Source organism: Holdemanella biformis DSM 3989 (genome assembly GCF_000156655.1).
GTDB classification, from domain to species: domain Bacteria; phylum Bacillota_I; class Bacilli_A; order Erysipelotrichales; family Erysipelotrichaceae; genus Holdemanella; species Holdemanella biformis.
Genome location: NZ_DS996842.1, coordinates 39,442 through 56,939 on the forward strand (window position 1 = coordinate 39,442; position 17,498 = coordinate 56,939).

The following is a 17,498-nucleotide window of genomic DNA, read 5'->3' on the forward strand; positions in this document are numbered from 1 at the left end:
TGTGACTGTGCCCGTTACGTGTTGTTGTTGTTTTGACACGAATACGTCCTGTCTTAGTAATATGAGTTGTAATTTTGATACTGCTTTTTTTACTCATGACAATGCCTCCTTCTAGAAAAGAAGCAGCCTAAATTGATGGTTTCTGTTTGTTTTCAAATTATAAATGTGATACTATTGATTTGGTTTAAGGTTAATATCACATTTTGATATCAATCTATGGTGGCTCTGTTTAAGCAGGGCTGCTTTTTTCGTTTATATAGTAGCATAAAAGTTAAAAGAAGTAAATGAACAAACGAGAAAAAATCACGTATAAATGTTTACATAGCTAAGATATGTAGTATAATATACTTGTAAAAGGAGAAAAAATATGCTTATAGGGGTAAAGGTACAAAATTTTAAATCGTTCAATGATTTAACTGCTTTTAATATGATTGCTTCGAATAAATTAAGAAAGCAAAAAGAAAGATTGTATGAATCTGATACAATATCACTTTTGAAAAGTACTGTGATTTATGGACCTAATGCTAGTGGTAAATCTAATTTTGTAGAAGTATTGCGCTTTATGAAGGAGTGCGTTATAAATCAAGAAATTCCAATTGAATCATATAATTGGTATTGTAGAAATCATGAAGAAAACAAAGAAATAATTTCATCTTTTTCAGTTCAATTGTTATTGAATGAGGATTTTTATGAATATGGATTTGATGCTATCTTGAATACACAAACAATCAAAGATGAATGGATTGTAAATTTAAATAAAAAGAAAATCTTATATCAGAGAAATAATGATGGAAAACCTTTAAATAGTTTAAATTTAGGGAACGAAGATCGTGTACGTATGGAAATTTATTTAGATGATTTCCTATATAATGACAAATCATTATTTTTAACAGAAATGAATAGAAATAAAAGCTTTGATAAAGATTCTGAATTAAATGTGTATCATAGAATCTATAATTGGTTCGTAAAGGATTTGAATGTGGTTTTACCAGATATGCCATTAACAAATTTTGCATACTATTATGATGAAAGTACATTGAATAATATAAAGAAAATTGTTCGTTCATTCGATACAGGTATAGAGGATATTGAAATTAAGGATATGAGTGAAGAGCAGCTTCAAAATAAGATTGGTATTTCACTCTATAAAGATGTCATAAGTGAATTGAAAAAGAAGGTTCAAAAACAGAGGCAAGAACTCAATTTATCAATGCGATCTAAAAAGGAATTTTTTAATATTACTATGAATGACAATTATGATTTGGAGATTAAGACCCTATGTTTTAAACACGGGAAATCCATGTTAGATTTTGAATTTTGTGAAGAATCAGATGGTACAAGACGTATATTTGATTTTTTAGATATATTATTTAATAAAAATAAAAATAGTGTATATGTTATTGATGAAATGGAGAGAAGCTTACATCCAAATTTATTTAAGCATTTTATAGAATTGCTAAATCAATATCAAAAAAAATCAAATATACAAGTTATATTTACAACTCATCAATCTGAAATTATGAGTCAAGATTTGTTTAGAAGAGATCAAATATGGTTTGTTGAAAGAGACAAAAATAATGACTCAAAAATATATTCTCTAGATACATTTAACGAAAGATTTGATAAAAAAATTAGTAAAGCTTATCTAGAAGGTCGATATGGAGCGATACCTCAATTCAAATCTTTTAATATAGATGAGTTAGAATGATTCCAATTTCGCTGTATACAGGATTTAATCAAAGACCTTCAGATTTGCTCACAAAGAAAGAACCATATAAAAAGTACTTTATTATTTGTGAAGGTGCTAATACAGAGACTTTTTACTTTACAAATTTGATTGACAATAAAAGAGAATTAGGTTTTAGGTCAACAGTAGATATCATCTTAATGGAGAAAACTGGAGAACATAAGAATTTATCATACGCAAAAAGTCTCGTGAAATTTGCAAAAGATAAGAGAAACGAATTAATTGAAAAAGAAATTTTTAATGCTGAAACTGATGTTATAATTGTAATTTTTGATTTAGATATCTTTAACGCAAAAGTGAAAGATATCGATGAAATATTTAAAGAAGAAGATGATCATTTGATATTTGGCTTTACCAATCCGGAGTTTGAGTTGTTCTTGTTGCTACATATAAAAGATTCATACAATCAGGTCATTAAGCCAAATGAAGAAATCATTTTAAATAATCAAAGAATAGGAAATAAAAGGCCTTGCGAATATTACTTATGGCAACAAACAAATATGAATTCAAAAAAGAATCCTTTAATCGGAGATTTATCAAAAGAATTATTAATGGCAATTGAACAAGAAAAGTATTTAAACCAGGATAAGGAGATGTGTTTAGAGAAAATCAGTAGTAATATTGGACAAATCTTAGAAAAAATTATTCGTGATGAGCGATAGTGCTATTAATAGTGTACGATTCATAAAAATATCCTGCTCTTTTGACCTGCAATGAAACAACCTAGTTAAAAAGTGTTGATTATTTATTTTTATAAGGTAAAATAGAAAACAACAGAAATGGTTGCTTACGAGGCGACTAGTGAAAACCTTCTTTCTATTGAATAGATTGGAGGTTTTTATTTTATATATCTAGTGAGGTTGTAGAATGTTTAGATTTTCCTGCACAAATACTAAATCCATTGGTGCACAATCAAATAATTATGTTAGAAAGAGGTTTTGAGGAACGTAAAATTATGAATGTTGTAGATGGGAATAAAGAAGCATTTGATATAAACATCCCTTTTGTAAGAGATGCAATTTTGTGTTATACGATACAACAATATTTTAATAATAATGATAAAAAGACTTGTGAGTTTATTCATCAGATTGAAGAAACTCATGGTTTTAGTTTTCAAAATGGATTGAAAATGAATATTCCGTTATTATCTAAATTGCTTAATACTACAGATAAAGAATTTTATGCTTGTTATGGCATGGTAAAGAAAAGTTTCGCTAATTTAACTAATGATGTGATATTAGTAAAAAAAGGGGATCAAGCTTATTCTAAACTATTAGCTACAACGAAAGAAGCTCCGCCATATTTGTTTTTAAAAGGGAATGTTCACTTGCTAGAAGAAAAATCTGTTTGCGTTGTTGGTAGTAGAAACGCTAGTGAAGAATCATTGAAAAAAACAGAGCGTATTGTTAAATCTCTTGTTAAAAGAAATATTGTCGTAAATGCTGGACTTGCAAGAGGTATTGATACCGCGACTCATACTGCTGCATTAGCCAATGGTGGAAGAACAATAGTTGTGATTGGTACACCAATCAACCAGTATTATCCTAAAGAGAATAAGGATTTACAAATTCAAATTGAAAAGAATGGGTTGGTAGTATCTCAATTTCCACCATGTAATCCGATTAATAGATGGAATTTTCCAACACGTAATGGAGTTATGAGTGGCATTTCATTAGCAACTATCATTATGAAAGCAGGTGAATCTAGTGGTGCATTGAAACAAGCCGATTATGCATTAAAACAGGGTAGAGATGTTTTGATTCCACAATCTGCAATTGATAATCCTTTAATTCAATGGCCAAAAACATATATTAGTAAAGGCGCTCATGCATTTAAAACGTTAAAAGAGGTTCTACAGATTTTAAATAGAAATGAATTGCTTTTAAACATGCTTGATAATGATATGAAAGTAAGTACTGTTGAAATGGATTGATTTAAGATGATTTTTTTAATTAAGTTCAAAAGGTTTTTACAAAAAGATTTTTGATATAAATGGAATTATATATAATAATTTTGAAAGGGATCATGAATAGAAAAATGAAGGGTATAAAAGTTAAAGATTTAAAAATTGAGTGTGAATATTTTGATTGTGAAATACCTCAAGAGTATTTAGAAAAAAACCAGGAGGACCTATTACTGATGAAGATATAAAAGAATTTTTTTCTGAAGCAACAGAATCTGAAATTGAGTCCGCTTTATGTGGTCTACCAAAATTTTTGGATAGGGTCAAAAAAGTACTTGGATCATAGATGGTATTTGCATATTGTAGAGTTAATTGCTTTTAAAAATGCATACATATTAATAAACAGTTTGGGGGTGAGACTATGCATTGGGCGCCAATTTGGTATCCTGATATTGACAGGGAAAAGTCAACAATTAAAAAAAAGTATTAAAACCGGATACTCCACAAGAAATCAGAGATGCTTTTGAGAAACATCAAGAAGAATTGAAGAAACCTGTTCATGGTTTTGTTGATAAATAGCATTTATAATAAAGTGTCTAAAAGATTGAAAGGTAGTATATCTCATGCTTGAAAAGAAGAAATTAACATTTGTGGTATTCATTCTTCATGCTCTTGGCCAACATTGGAATATGACAACGCCTGAAGTGTACGAAATCTTGAATACGACAGGTATATTAGATGATTACATTATTAAATGCTATGATGTTTTGCATACGTTAGGAAAAGAATATTTAGTTGAAGACATTACGGAGTTTGTTAGAGAAAAGGGAATAGACGTGTAAAAGAGGCTTTTTGTATAAGAGCTCATTTTTAACTGTTTAATCGAAATTATATCCACCACGAAAATTATAATAAACACTAGTTTCTTCTGATATTCCATATGGATCATCAATGATTTTAAATACCATATTAGGATAGAAGTAGCAACAATAAGAATCATCCATGACTAAAAGAAGTCCATTTTTATCTTTACCAATAGCTTTGTATTCTTCTCCAAATGTGATTCCACAAATTAAATGATCATATTGATGTGTAATACATTGAACTGTAGCTTCATAATTGTTTAGAAGATTACCTTCATCACTTATAATTTCAAAATCTTCTAAATGATTAAAATCGGTAATCGTACCATCATTACCTCTTACATGTAGGCTAGTACGTTCACCTTCCCAATATTCGATAAAGTAGGCCTTATGCAATTTACCTTTTGTAAATTTACGATTTGATTTTGCGTTGTATCTTACAACGGCTGGTTTATTAAAGTTTATATTGTTCATATCTTTAAATGTATTATAAGGTTGATAGTACATTTATACCAATCGAATCTATAATTTCTCTTTGATTTAATTCTTATTAAATGTGATATAATCGCTATCAGAAGTTCTTTGAAATCTCTTTTTAAATGAATGGGTCTGCGAGAAGGGATTTCAAGTTCTTTAAAAGATATGTTTTATGCATATTTTTTTTATTGACTTAATAGTTAAGTAGTTATATAGTTAAGAAACTTAAATAAATTGGAGGTTCTTATGGAAGTTCAAGATGAAGTACTCGATTTGATGTTTGATCTCACGTATAAAGTCACGAACTATGTTCGAAATAACCGTCATTGTAAAGATGGTCCTAGAATAAAGGATGTGATGTTGTTTAAAACGATTTATAAAGCAGAAAATCATCAGATCACAATGAGTGAACTGGCAAATATATTGGGTGTATCTGCTGCAGCAGTATCGCAGATGATTGCTGGATTTGAAAAGAAGGGGCTGCTTCAAAGGGTGCATTCGAATACGGATCGTAGAACGGTCTATATTCAAATTGTCCCTGAAGCCATTGAAATGTTTCAAAAAAGAATGGATACACATGTAGAAAATGTATATCATTTTTTGGATTATTTAGGATCCGAAGACTGTGCGCATTTAAGAGATATATTGATCAAGACAACTCGTTATATGGAGGAAAATAAATGACAAAGATATTGAAATATTTAAAACCGTATTGGCTATCGATTGTACTTGCGTTTGGTTTGTTGTTTGGACAAGCGACTTGTGAACTAACAATGCCGGATTATATGCAAAATATTGTTAATACAGGAATTCAGAATGCGGGTATTGAAAGTGGGGTTTATCAACAAATTCGTGAAAAGACTTTAAATTCCTATTTAATGTTCGCAAATGATTCTGAAAAGGATTTGATTACATCTTCATATAAGTTGGTTACACCAAGTAAGGCAACCAAGGAAGAAAAAACTGAAATTCCAGCTTTGAAAACAGAGAATGTATATGTATTAAAAGATATCAGTGAAGAAAAGGAAGAAAAGCTTTCTTCCGCTTTGACCTTACTTCAAATGACAATGGTTGAAGTAAGTAAAGATGCTAAAGAACAAAATGTACAAATTCCACAACTTCTTATGATGAATGGTATAGATTCATATAGAAAAGCTGCAAAATCCGAGATTTCTAAGCTAGGAGATTCGACTGTATCGAGTATGAGTTCTCAATTCCTTAAAAAAGAATATACAGATCTTGGTATGAATATGGAAAAGATGCAACAAGACCATATTATCTTTTCTGGACTTAAGATGTTAGGTTATGCCTTAGGCAGTGCTGTATGTGCGATTTTAGTTGGTTTTTTAGCTTCGAGAATTGCCGCAGGCTTTTCCAAAGACTTGCGTGAAGAAGTGTTTGAAAAAGTCACTCATTTCTCAAATGAAAACTTGAACACATTTAGTACATCGAGTTTAATTACACGTACCACAAATGATATTCAACAACTTCAAATGACAATTGTGATGTTTTTAAGAATTGTAATGTATGCACCAATCATTGGTGTAGGAGCCATCTTACACGTCATTGAATCGGGTGCGAATATGACTTGGATTCTAGCTTTATGTGTCGTTGTGATTTTAAGTGTTGTTTTATTAATCTTTATGATTGTGATGCCAAAGTTTAAGATCATGCAGAAAATGATCGATAAAATGAATAGTGTGGTTCGTGAATTGTTAGATGGAATGTTAGTCATTCGTGCTTTCAACAATGAAAAGCTTGAAGAAAAAAAGTTTGATCAAGCCAATTCAGACATCACTTCCATTTCCTTATTCACAACACGTGCAATGGCTATTATGATGCCAATTATGATGTTTTTAATGAATGGTACAACACTGATGATTTTATGGTTTGGATCGAAACAAGTCGATTCAGGCATGATTCAAGTAGGTAGTATCATGGCCTTTATGCAGTATGCGATGCAAGTTATCATGGCCTTTTTAATGATTACAATGGTCACAATCATGCTTCCTCGAGCTAATGTAAGTGCTTTGCGTATTCATGAAGTCTTAAGTAGTGAAATTACTATAAAAGATCCATCAAATCCTATGAATTTCTCATCTTCTATGCGTGGTGTTGTCTCTTTTAAAAATGTATCGTTTAAATATCCGGGTGCCGATGAAGAAGTGTTGAGTAATATTAGTTTTGAAACTAAACCAGGCGAAACCACAGCCTTTATTGGAAGTACAGGTTCTGGTAAATCAACATTGATTAATTTAGTCCCACGTTTCTATGATGTAACAAGCGGTTCGATTTTAGTGGATGGAGTTGATATTCGGAATGTGAAACAGGCGGATTTAAGAAGTCGTATTGGCTATGTTCCACAAAAAGGAATGTTACTATCGGGAGATATTGAATCGAACTTATTGTATTCAAAGAAAGATGCAAGCAAGGATGATATTTCTAATGCATTATCTATTTCTCAAAGTACGGAGTTTGTTTCTAAAAAACCAGAAGGAATCAAGAGTGAAATCAATCAGGGGGGAACAAATGTTTCAGGCGGACAAAGACAAAGACTTTCCATTGCCCGTGCCGTTGTAAGAAAGCCTGAAATCTATATTTTTGATGATAGCTTTAGTGCCTTGGATTTTAAGACGGATGCTAAGCTTAGAGAGGCTTTGGCAAAGTCTTGTAAAGAAACAAAGAGTACCGTATTACTTGTGGCACAACGTATTTCGAGTATTTTACATGCGGATCAAATCATTGTACTCGATGAAGGAAAGATGGTTGGCAAAGGAACACATGCCCAATTGATGAAATCTTGTGAGGTTTATCAACAGATTGCGTCTAGCCAATTGACAAAGGAGGAACTTGCCAATGTCTAATCAGAAACAAAACAATCGTCCAAGAGGTCCAATGGGCCATGGTATGCGTGGTGGTGGCGAGAAGGCAAAAGACTTCAAGGGAACGATGAAGAAGCTTTTAAACTACATCAAACCCTTTAAATTCTCATTTCTAGTTGGTCTATTATGTGCCATTGTTTCCGTATGCATCATGGTGATTGGTCCTAAGATTCAAGGAAATATTATTACTGAAATTGCGCAAGGCTTTATGAATAAAGTACAGGGTAAAGGTGGCATTGATTTTGATGCGATCCAAAAAACATGTGCTTTATTACTTGCGATTTATGCTTTGAGTACAGCCTTCTCTTATCTTCAAGGCTGGTTGATGAGTGGTGTCTCTAATAAAATGGGATACAAGCTTCGTAAAGAAATGAATCAAAAGATTGATAAGCTTCCACTATCTTACTTTGATAGAAATAGTCATGGAGATATTCTTTCAAGATTTACCAATGATGTAGATACTCTAGTACAATCGTTAAACCAATCTTTATCCACTATGGTATCAAGCTTTGTACAAATTATTGGCTTTTTAGTCATGATGCTTAGTATTTCATGGAAGATGACACTTATGGCTTTAATTGTCATTCCATTGAGTTTGATCTTAGTTATGGTCGTTGTCAAAAAGAGTCAGCGTTATTTTAAGGCTCAACAAAAATCATTAGGTTTAGTGAATGGTCATATTGAAGAGATGTATTCGGCACATACAATTGTGAAGGCATTTAATGGGGAAGAAGATTCTTTGCGTACTTTTAAAGAATATAATGATCAATTGTATACGAGTGCTTGGAAATCACAATTCTTATCTGGACTTATGATGCCATTAACGAACTTAATTGGAAATATCGGATATGTGGGTGTATGTATTCTAGGTGGATATTTAACGATTCATAAAGAAATTGCCGTGGGAGATATTCAATCGTTTATTACATATACACGTAACTTTACGCAACCGATCTCTCAAATCTCACAATCTATGAATATGTTACAGAGTACGGCAGCTGCTGCAGAGCGTGTTTTTGAATTTTTGGCAGCAGAAGAAGAAATTTGTGATGTAAAAAATCCAGTTGTATTAGAAGATGTACAAGGTCAAGTGACTTTTGAAAATGTATGTTTTGGATATGATCCAAATAAAATTGTCATCAACAATTTTTCGATGTATATTAAGCCAGGACAAACGACCGCGATTGTTGGTCCTACAGGCGCTGGTAAAACAACCATTGTTAAATTATTGATGCGTTTCTATGAATTGAATGCAGGATCCATTTATATTGATGGCCATAATATTACGGAATATACAAGAAGTGGTTTGCGTAATATGGTTGGTATGGTCTTACAAGATGCCTGGCTATTTGAGGGTAGTATTTTAGAAAACTTACGTTTTGGTAAGCCAAGCGCTAGTGATGATGAAGTAATCCAAGCGGCTAAGGCAGCTCATGTCGATCACTTTATTCATACATTAGATCATGGATATGGTACTGTATTAAATGAATCTTCAAGTAATATTAGTCAAGGTCAAAGACAATTATTAACGATTGCCCGTGCTTTTTTAGCGGATCCTAAAATTTTAATTTTGGATGAGGCGACAAGTAGTGTGGATACACGTACGGAAGTCTTGATTCAAAAAGGTATGGATGAGTTAATGAAGGGACGTACAAGTTTTGTGATTGCGCACCGTTTATCCACGATTCGTGATGCGGATAATATTATTGTGATGGATCATGGTGACATTGTAGAAGTCGGAAGTCATGATGAATTGATGAAGCGTAATGGTTTCTATACGAAGTTATACAATGCTCAATTTGAAGAGGCTTAGTGATGCGTAAGATCATTGTGGATTTAAATCGAGTCAAAGATGATGAATATGCAGCAATGTATGAAATCTTTGGATTGGATGTACTTAATAAGTCATATGAGGATTTTGAAAGAAGAATGCTTCAAATCCAAATTGAAACGATTGTCGAAGTAAAAAATAGGAAACATAACCTTTCTACTTGTTCGAAATGGATCTTTATCTTAGAGGATATTCAACAAAAAAGTGATTATTTTTACTGTATATGGGGTGTTTAACATCCCATTTTCTACTAAATCGCTTTCTTTTTGGTTAGGATTCATATATAATAAAAATGTGTTAAGGAGTGTGAAATTATGAAAGACATTACCGAAACAATGACATTTACTACGGAAGAGATTCGTCGTGAGAATATCAAGATGATTCTTCGTGAAGTAAGTGATGCTTTGGAAGAACGTGGTTATAATTCAGAAAATCAAATTGCTGGCTACTTGATCAGTAATGATCCTGCGTATATTTCTTCTCACAAGAATGCTCGTAACTTGATCCAAAAGATCGAACGTTATGAAATCATTGAAGAATTAGTACGTGCATATTTGGATAAATAATGGATCGTATCATTGGTTTAGATCTTGGTTCGAAAACGTGTGGTGTATCGATTTGTGATGCGCTTCATATTACGTGTCGTGCTTTAACGACTGTGCGTTTTGAATCGGATGATTATGATGCTTGTTTGGAAGAAGTTTTGAAATTGCTTCAGGAAAATAAAGTAAAAGAAGTAGTTTTAGGCTTACCGAAGCACATGAATGGAGATATCGGAATTCGTGGTGAAATATCTTGTGAATTTGCCAAGAAATTAGAATCTTCTGGAATTAAAGTTCATCTTTGGGATGAGCGACTTACAACAGTTGCAGCTGAGAAAATTTTACTTCAGGGGGATGTTTCTAGAAAGAAACGTAAAAAAGTAATTGATCAAATGGCTGCGGTTCAAATTTTACAGAGTTTTTTGGACAGACAAAACGGGGGATTTTAATGTCCTCCTTTATTTTTGAAAGGAAGTAATGTATGTTAGATTCAAATTGTTTATATGTTAAAGATGAAAATGGAAACGAAAAAAAGATGACAATTCTATTCACTTTTGATAGTGATGAAACGGGATGTCAATATGTTGTTTTCCAAGACCCAGATTTAGATGAGGGCGAAGTATATGCCTCTCGTTATGACGACAAGGGTCAATTGATTCCAATCGAAAGTGAAGCAGAATGGGATATGGTTGAAGAAGTAATCAACACATTTGTTGAGGACGAGGAAAATGCCGACTAGGCGTAAAGTCAATTCTGTAAGAGTTGTTTTATTAGCCGTTGTATGTATTTTAATTATTGCTGGTCTTGCAGGTGTTTTTGTAGTTAAAAAAGGCTTGTCAAGTACGGGCAACGGGGATAAGAATATAGTATTCACAATTGAAAGCGGAGATGCGCTTGATCAGGTTGTAGAAAATTTGGAAAATGAAAATTTGATTTCAAATGCGACAGTGACAAAGTTGTATGCCAAGGCAAGTCACAATACAAATTTTGTGGCCGGAACATTTGAATTAAATAATGGTATGAGTGTAAAAGAAATATTATCGTATATTCAAGATAGTACAAAACTTAAGAAGGATGCGTTGATATTAAAGGTACCAGAAGGAAAATGGGCAAAAGAAATAGCGGCTGAAATATCCAATTTATATGATGGAAAGTTTTCGTCTGAAGAAATCTTAAATCAATGGAATGATATTTCATATATTCAAAAACTAGCGAAAGATTATTCATTTATCAATGTGGATGATTTAAATAATTCCAACTACAAAGTAAAACTAGAAGGGTATTTATTCCCAGATACGTATTATTTAGGAAAAGAGGATTCCATTGATGAAATCACTCGGATTATGCTAGACCGCTTTGAAGTGATGTATAAAGAGAACAAGGAATTGTTCTCAAAGAGTCATTATTCTGTGCAACAAGTCATCAGTTTGGCAAGTGTGGTTCAATTTGAGGCAAGTTCAAAAGAAGATATGGAAATGATTGCAGGTATTTTCCATAATCGTTTAGAACAAGGCATGAAACTTCAATCGAGTGTTACAGTATGTTATGCATTATATGATGATTTTAAAGATCCTAAAGATTGTGAAACCAATCCAGAAATCGATTCACCATACAATACGTATCTACATGAAGGCTTACCAATCGGTCCCATTTTAAATCCGGGTGATGACGCGATCAAGGCTGTGCTTGCACCTAAAAAGACAGATTATCTATTCTTTGCGGCCGATATTTACAATAAGTTGGATGGTAAAGTCCATTATTCAAAAACATATGAAGAACATCAACAGATTTGCGAAAAATTAGGATTAAATCTGTAACAATGTTTTGCATAATTCAAGGATTATGCTATAATTTTTTGTGCTAAATACAAGGAGTGATACCACATGGCAAATGAAAAATTTTACGTTACCCAAGAAGGTTATAATGATTTAGTCAATGAACATGAAAACCTAGTTCATAAAGTGCGTCAAGAAGTTATCGTTGAGTTACAAGAAGCTCGTGCACAAGGTGACTTGTCCGAAAATGCGGACTACGATGCGGCAAGAGAACATCAGGCGCAAGTCGAAGGTCGTATTCGTGAATTAGAGGCAATGATCAAAAATGCCGAAATCATTACTGAATCTGCAGATGTAGAAGATAAAAAGAAAAAGAATGTTGTTAAATTAGGATCGACTGTAAAGATCTTAGATTTATCAGACAATCAAGAAGTAACATTTAATATCGTTGGTACAATTGAAGCGGATCCATTCAATGGTAAGCTTTCAAACACAACTCCACTTGCAGAAGTGATCATGGATCACAAAGTAGGGGATGTTTGTACTGTAAAACGTGTTGAAGAACCTTATGATGTAAAAATTTTAGAAATAAAATAAAAAAACATCAAAAAATAACGTATAAGAGAAGGGTGATATTTATGAAACGAACTCTTCTCTTTTTTTGTGCAATCATTTTCTTTGTCTTTACATGCTTTAACCGATATACTCCAATTACTTTAAAAGAAACAAAGCCTACATTGATGGAAGTTGAAATTAAAGGGGCCATTCAAAATCCAGGTGTCTATACACTCAAACGGAATAGTTCTATTTCAAAACTTATTAAAATGAGTGGTCCTTTATTAGAGAATGCGGATACTTCAAGTATTAGTTTTACGCATATTCTTCAAGATAAAGATGTTGTCGTTATTCCAGAAATCAAAGAAATCAAACTTATATCTTTAAATAGTGCAACTTCAGAAGAGCTTCAAACGCTTCCTGGCATTGGTCCAAGCATTGCACAAAGAATCATAGACTATCGGCAAGGAAACACATTTCAAACTTTAGAACAAATTAAAGATGTAAAAGGCATTGGCGAAGCTTTATTTAATAAGATCAAGGATAAGATCTGCCTATGATGTTGATTGTAAGTTTTGGCTTTTTGGCCTGTATTATTCTAAAAGATCCTCTTTGTATATTTTGTTTTAGCTTTTGTTTCTTATTGTATTTAAATGAGAGATTTCATAGTAAAAGAATTCTGATTGTATTTACTATACTCTCTTTATTCTCTATTGTTTTAGTTAAGCCTTGTAAAGAGGCTGAAAAAGGAATTTATACTATATCCGAAATCAAACAAAGTTATTATGTCGCAAAAAATCAAAGGACAAGGGTGCTTGTACAGAGTGATTTAGATTTAAATTTCAAGGATCAAATTCAAGTTGATTCTTTAGAACCGATTCATACCGATGACAATTTTACACTCTTTAGTTTTACAAAGTATAATGCGTCAAAAAATGTATTTTATAAAACGAAATCCATAAGGATTTTAAAGAAATCCAATTCATTAAAATCCAAACTATATGCCTATATAGCGAGTCAAAAGAATTCAAAAGTATTATTATCTTTATATTATGGAATTCATGAAGATACGATTGATGAAATCTATACTATGTTATGCATATGACGGAAAAATGGTGCGCGTGTAGCGCACCATCGGTGTATCTGTAGCAGTCAACCGGTGCATCGATTTTTTGATTTAATTTCTTAATGATTCACCTTTAAATTCTAATCGATATGCTTTACATAGAACTCGATCTAAACACGCGTCAGCGTATGTACAATCCTTAAATAAATCGTACCATTCTTTTACTGGGATTTGAGAAACCAACACTGTTGATTTTCTTCCTTCCCTTGAGTCAAGAATTTCAAATAGATGTCTACATTTTTCAACATCAAGATTCATAAGCCCAAAATCATCTATAATCAGTAGGTCTACTTGCGCTATATTTTCCATAATACCTAAAAATTTTAGTGAATCATCCACTTGTTCATGAGCACTGAGTTCCAGTAAGAGTTTGGAAGCAGAATAATATCTTACTTCTTTGAATTGTTTTAAAGCTGCAACTGCCAAGGCATTCACGTAATATGTTTTTCCTGTTCCTGTCATTCCTGTAACTACGAGATTTCTTCCTTCATCTATCCATGTACAAGTATTAAGTTTTTCGATTGTTGGTATATCCAGTTGTCTATCCGAAACATAAAGCTTCTCATCAAATGTTGCTCCAGGTATTTTCAGTTTAGCTTTTTTTAAATAACGTTCAAATTTCTTGTTGTATCTTAGATTCCATTCAGCTGTGACCAGTTTTTCAAAGCGATTTTGAAAAGATTCTAAATCACTATTCGGATTTTCCAGTTGAATGCGAAGCTCTTCTGCCATGCCCGAAAACTTCATGGATTTTAATTTCTCATATAGATCCATATAAAGTATTTGTTCTTCTTTTATTTCTGTATTATTCATAATGTGATTTACCCCTAATATTCTTATGTTCAGGAAGAGTTCCAGAACTGTTTGTTTTCTTTTGATTCATCAAATTGTAAAGCTGCTTTTTAAAATGTGTATAGTTATAGATATGAGATTCCAGACAAGTCTTGGCAGCTGTATCCGAAAATACTTTTGGATTGTTTTTACACAAGTGAAGGATTCCATTGCAGCTTTTATAAGACTGTTCTTCATAGCGGAATGTGCCGATAACCATACAAATTAATTCATAAACATTTGGACCATAACTCTTTGCCCAGCTTTTGTATGATTCTGCATTCATTTTGTTTTCCAGGTAGTAATAACGATGGCTCTCAGGCATATGCTCTTCCTTTGTTATATATTTTGGAAATGGTTTATAAGCACGTTTATGCGTACAGATCAGATGGTTCATAGAATCACAGATAATAATATCGAAATATGAAGCTTTTAATGTAACTTCCTGTTTATAATAAGTATGGGGAACAGAATAGTAATGGTTATCATATTCAACATGATAATTATTAGGAACGGTTTTGATTACATATGTATATGGCTTTAAAGATTCATGTGGTAGTGGCTGTAAAGCAGGCTTGTCATATTTATCAAATAATTCTTTTCTGTTTCCTTTTTCTTTAGAAAATTCTCGATTGTTCAACTCATCTATGATTATAGATATTTCTGCATTCAGTTCTGAGAAGCTAGAAAAACGACGTCCTTTTAATTTTTCCAAAAGATGTGTTTCTATCCATTTGACATTGTTTTCAACCGTAGACTTTGCACGCGGCTTTAACGGAGGAGCTGGAACAATTACAGTATTGTAGTAATCCTGCAAATCTTCATAGACCTTGTTTAAAATCAATACATCTTTTGTGTTTTTAATAGAAGCAGCCTTTGTATTGTCGGGCTTTAGAATTTTAGGAACACCTCCATAAAAGTTTAAAGCTTCTATCGTACCCTGAAGAAAGTTGGGTGTTTGTTCATTTGGAAACGCCATAACGAAGCAGTAACTGCTCACACCTAAGGTTGTTGTAAAAAAATGAGCAGTCTGAAGTTCACCAGGCACATCAGTATATACAAGATCCAAAGTGTCTCCAACCCAGTCTATATACATAATTTCACCAGGAACTCTGTTGATTGCCATTCTAAGATTGCTTTCCAAATGATTTTCATCAAGCCATTGTTTAAAGTAATGTTTAAATTGCGTGTATTGATAGCCATCTGGATATAATTTCTTATAATCAATCCAAATAAAATACAAATTTGCCTTGGAATTTTTATCTGTAAGCTTTTTATAGACTTTCTCAAAATCCGGTAACGGAGCTTCCTTTCTAGGATGTGCGTTTGGATAGAACATTTGTTCAACCATTTTTGGTGTCATAGAATGAAGTTGCTTAAGAGTTACATCCATTGTCTTAAACTTTTTCTTGATGTCAGTGATAGTGCTGTTCCCAATCGAATATCTTGTACGAATGTCGTTATAAGAGAAACCATCTTCTAACATTTCAAGAACACCAATAATTGTAGTGCTTTTCTGCATACAAAAAGGCCTCCTTTCACTACAGTCAAACTATAGCATTAAGGAGGTCCTATTACACCGGTAGTACGTCATGTTGCACCGCTTCAAGCGTCATTCGAAACCGGTATGACCGCTAGGGGTGCACCGAATTAGCCGTCAATTGCACTATGTTAGGTTATGGATATATTAGTGCTTATTTTATCGTGTTTAATCTATTAAAAAGAAAGTATGAAGATAAAAAGATTCGCATAAGTTTATTAATCTTGAGTATACTCTTTGGTTCTTTCTTTGTGTTTACACTTTCATTGACAAGATTTATTCTGTATCAAATATCTTACTTATTTTTTAAATCCAAATCCGATCAAATTGGATTTACCATTTTATGCTTTTCTATTCTGTATCCAACACAAGTACTGTCTATATCGTTTGTACTACCTATTCTTTTGCAGCTTGTATCCTATTTTTGTACAGAACATAAGTGGATCGTACAAAAGATGGTTTTAATAAGCGTCTTATTCATTTACTTTAAGAAAGTCGATATTGTTTCGTTCTTGTTGTTTAATTTACTTCGAAAGTTATATGGATGTGTATTCTTGTTGGGAATGTTTATTCCGGATTTTTTGACATTAAAAATTCCATATCTAACAATTCATTATGCTCCACAATATGTATTTATTTTGGCCTTTATTGTAGTTTATATACAATGTCTTAAACATTTTAAATGGAAATATATGATCCTTTTTCTCATTCCATTTCTAGAAGTTTTTTGTAATCCATTCTTTCAAGTTTATACATTAAATATAGGGCAGGGCGATTGTAGTGTCATTGTAGAACCTTTTTATAAAAGTGTAGTAATGATTGATTGTGGTCAAAGCCTATATCGAGATAATGTAGAACGTATTATTTTTCCTTTTTTAGAAAACAAGAATATTCATACAATCGATACTTTGATTTTAACACATGATGACTTTGATCATAGTGGTGGTTATGATCATTTAAAAGAAAAGGTTAAAATCAAACAGGTAATCAAGAACTCAAAAGATAAGGTAAATGTAGAATACCCATTCTATTTACTTCTTCAAGAAAGAATGGCGAAAGATGAAAATGATTCAAGTATAATCTCTTATTTTACATATGATCATTTAAATTATCTTTTTATGGGTGATGCGAGTAAAGAAATCGAAAAACAATTGATGGACACGTATGATTTAAAAGCGGATGTGATCAAAATAGGACATCATGGTTCAAATACAAGTTCAGACGCAGCTTTTTTGGATTCTTTAGATTGTAAGATTGCCTTAATTAGTGCAGGCTATAAGAATAAGTATGATCATCCTAGTACGGAAACATTAACGACATTAGATCATTTACATATTCATACTTTTTGTACAAGTACAGATGGCAGTATTGCGATTTATTCTTTGCATCACTTTGCTTTTATTGTCACAAACGATGGATTGTTTGG

Annotated in this window: 19 protein-coding genes; 16 read left to right on the top strand and 3 right to left on the bottom strand. The window is 32.3% G+C overall.

Annotated elements, in window-relative coordinates; genetic code table 11:
- Window positions 1–367: 367 nt before the first annotated feature.
- The 4 genes from EUBIFOR_RS05215 (at window position 368) to EUBIFOR_RS05230 (ending at window position 4,492) form a co-directional block, all read left to right on the top strand.
- Entirely contained in the window at window positions 368–1,708 is a 1,341-nt protein-coding gene (locus EUBIFOR_RS05215; protein ID WP_003864911.1) for an AAA family ATPase, read from the top strand.
- On the top strand, window positions 1,705–2,409 hold the full coding sequence (locus EUBIFOR_RS05220) for an RloB family protein (RefSeq protein WP_003864912.1): 705 nt from the start codon (window positions 1,705–1,707) through the stop codon (window positions 2,407–2,409). The genes EUBIFOR_RS05215 and EUBIFOR_RS05220 overlap by 4 nt, the downstream gene beginning before the upstream one ends.
- Window positions 2,410–2,702: 293 nt before the next feature.
- Window positions 2,703–3,680, top strand: coding sequence for a DNA-processing protein DprA (locus EUBIFOR_RS05225; protein ID WP_208853793.1), 978 nt, complete (start codon window positions 2,703–2,705; stop codon window positions 3,678–3,680).
- Window positions 3,681–4,273: 593 nt separating this feature from the next.
- Window positions 4,274–4,492, top strand: coding sequence for a DUF3791 domain-containing protein (locus EUBIFOR_RS05230; RefSeq protein ID WP_003864915.1), 219 nt, complete (start codon window positions 4,274–4,276; stop codon window positions 4,490–4,492).
- 36 nt (window positions 4,493–4,528) lie between these two features.
- Here EUBIFOR_RS05230 and EUBIFOR_RS05235 read toward each other — a convergent pair whose 3' ends face one another.
- A complete protein-coding gene (locus EUBIFOR_RS05235; protein WP_003864916.1) occupies window positions 4,529–5,020 on the bottom strand; it encodes a hypothetical protein in 492 nt (163 codons plus the stop codon).
- 216 nt (window positions 5,021–5,236) lie between these two features.
- On the opposite strand from EUBIFOR_RS05235, the gene EUBIFOR_RS05240 reads away from it, so the two are divergent.
- The 11 genes from EUBIFOR_RS05240 to EUBIFOR_RS05290 all read left to right on the top strand — a co-directional run bounded on the left by EUBIFOR_RS05240 (window position 5,237) and on the right by EUBIFOR_RS05290 (window position 13,680).
- Window positions 5,237–5,674: a MarR family winged helix-turn-helix transcriptional regulator gene (locus EUBIFOR_RS05240; RefSeq protein WP_003864917.1), complete on the top strand. Its 438-nt coding sequence runs from the start codon at window positions 5,237–5,239 to the stop codon at window positions 5,672–5,674.
- Window positions 5,671–7,854, top strand: coding sequence for an ABC transporter ATP-binding protein (locus EUBIFOR_RS05245; RefSeq protein ID WP_003864918.1), 2,184 nt, complete (start codon window positions 5,671–5,673; stop codon window positions 7,852–7,854). The genes EUBIFOR_RS05240 and EUBIFOR_RS05245 overlap by 4 nt, the downstream gene beginning before the upstream one ends.
- Window positions 7,847–9,685 (top strand): ABC transporter ATP-binding protein, encoded by a 1,839-nt coding sequence (locus EUBIFOR_RS05250; RefSeq protein ID WP_003864919.1) that lies wholly within the window; start codon window positions 7,847–7,849, stop codon window positions 9,683–9,685. The genes EUBIFOR_RS05245 and EUBIFOR_RS05250 overlap by 8 nt, the downstream gene beginning before the upstream one ends.
- Window positions 9,686–9,687: 2 nt before the next feature.
- A complete protein-coding gene (locus EUBIFOR_RS05255) occupies window positions 9,688–9,939 on the top strand; it encodes a hypothetical protein (protein WP_003864920.1) in 252 nt (83 codons plus the stop codon).
- Window positions 9,940–10,017: 78 nt separating this feature from the next.
- Window positions 10,018–10,269: an IreB family regulatory phosphoprotein gene (locus EUBIFOR_RS05260; RefSeq protein ID WP_003864921.1), complete on the top strand. Its 252-nt coding sequence runs from the start codon at window positions 10,018–10,020 to the stop codon at window positions 10,267–10,269.
- The gene (ruvX, locus tag EUBIFOR_RS05265; protein ID WP_003864922.1) at window positions 10,269–10,694 is read left to right on the top strand and encodes a Holliday junction resolvase RuvX; all 426 of its coding nucleotides are present in this window, start codon (window positions 10,269–10,271) and stop codon (window positions 10,692–10,694) included. Before EUBIFOR_RS05260 ends, ruvX begins: the two co-directional genes overlap by 1 nt.
- A 32-nt stretch (window positions 10,695–10,726) precedes the next feature.
- On the top strand, window positions 10,727–10,984 hold the full coding sequence (locus EUBIFOR_RS05270) for a DUF1292 domain-containing protein (protein ID WP_003864923.1): 258 nt from the start codon (window positions 10,727–10,729) through the stop codon (window positions 10,982–10,984).
- Window positions 10,974–12,062, top strand: coding sequence for an endolytic transglycosylase MltG (gene mltG, locus EUBIFOR_RS05275; RefSeq protein ID WP_003864924.1), 1,089 nt, complete (start codon window positions 10,974–10,976; stop codon window positions 12,060–12,062). The genes EUBIFOR_RS05270 and mltG overlap by 11 nt, the downstream gene beginning before the upstream one ends.
- A gap of 66 nt (window positions 12,063–12,128) precedes the next feature.
- Window positions 12,129–12,617, top strand: a complete 489-nt coding sequence (greA, locus tag EUBIFOR_RS05280) for a transcription elongation factor GreA (protein ID WP_003864925.1) — start codon at window positions 12,129–12,131, stop codon at window positions 12,615–12,617.
- A 41-nt stretch (window positions 12,618–12,658) separates the two neighbouring features.
- Window positions 12,659–13,135, top strand: a complete 477-nt coding sequence (locus EUBIFOR_RS05285; RefSeq protein WP_040466226.1) for a ComEA family DNA-binding protein — start codon at window positions 12,659–12,661, stop codon at window positions 13,133–13,135.
- On the top strand, window positions 13,132–13,680 hold the full coding sequence (locus EUBIFOR_RS05290) for a hypothetical protein (protein ID WP_003864927.1): 549 nt from the start codon (window positions 13,132–13,134) through the stop codon (window positions 13,678–13,680). The genes EUBIFOR_RS05285 and EUBIFOR_RS05290 overlap by 4 nt, the downstream gene beginning before the upstream one ends.
- 72 nt (window positions 13,681–13,752) lie before the next feature.
- Here the strand turns inward: EUBIFOR_RS05290 and EUBIFOR_RS05295 are convergent, their stop codons facing one another.
- Both EUBIFOR_RS05295 and istA read right to left on the bottom strand, forming a co-directional pair.
- Window positions 13,753–14,514, bottom strand: a complete 762-nt coding sequence (locus EUBIFOR_RS05295) for an ATP-binding protein (protein ID WP_003864928.1) — start codon at window positions 14,512–14,514, stop codon at window positions 13,753–13,755.
- Window positions 14,507–16,054: an IS21 family transposase gene (gene istA, locus EUBIFOR_RS05300; RefSeq protein WP_003864929.1), complete on the bottom strand. Its 1,548-nt coding sequence runs from the start codon at window positions 16,052–16,054 to the stop codon at window positions 14,507–14,509. The genes EUBIFOR_RS05295 and istA overlap by 8 nt, the downstream gene beginning before the upstream one ends.
- Window positions 16,055–16,527: 473 nt before the next feature.
- Here istA and EUBIFOR_RS05305 point away from each other — a divergent pair.
- On the top strand, window positions 16,528–17,498 hold a 971-nt coding region (locus EUBIFOR_RS05305; protein ID WP_208853794.1), incomplete at its 3' end, for a ComEC/Rec2 family competence protein.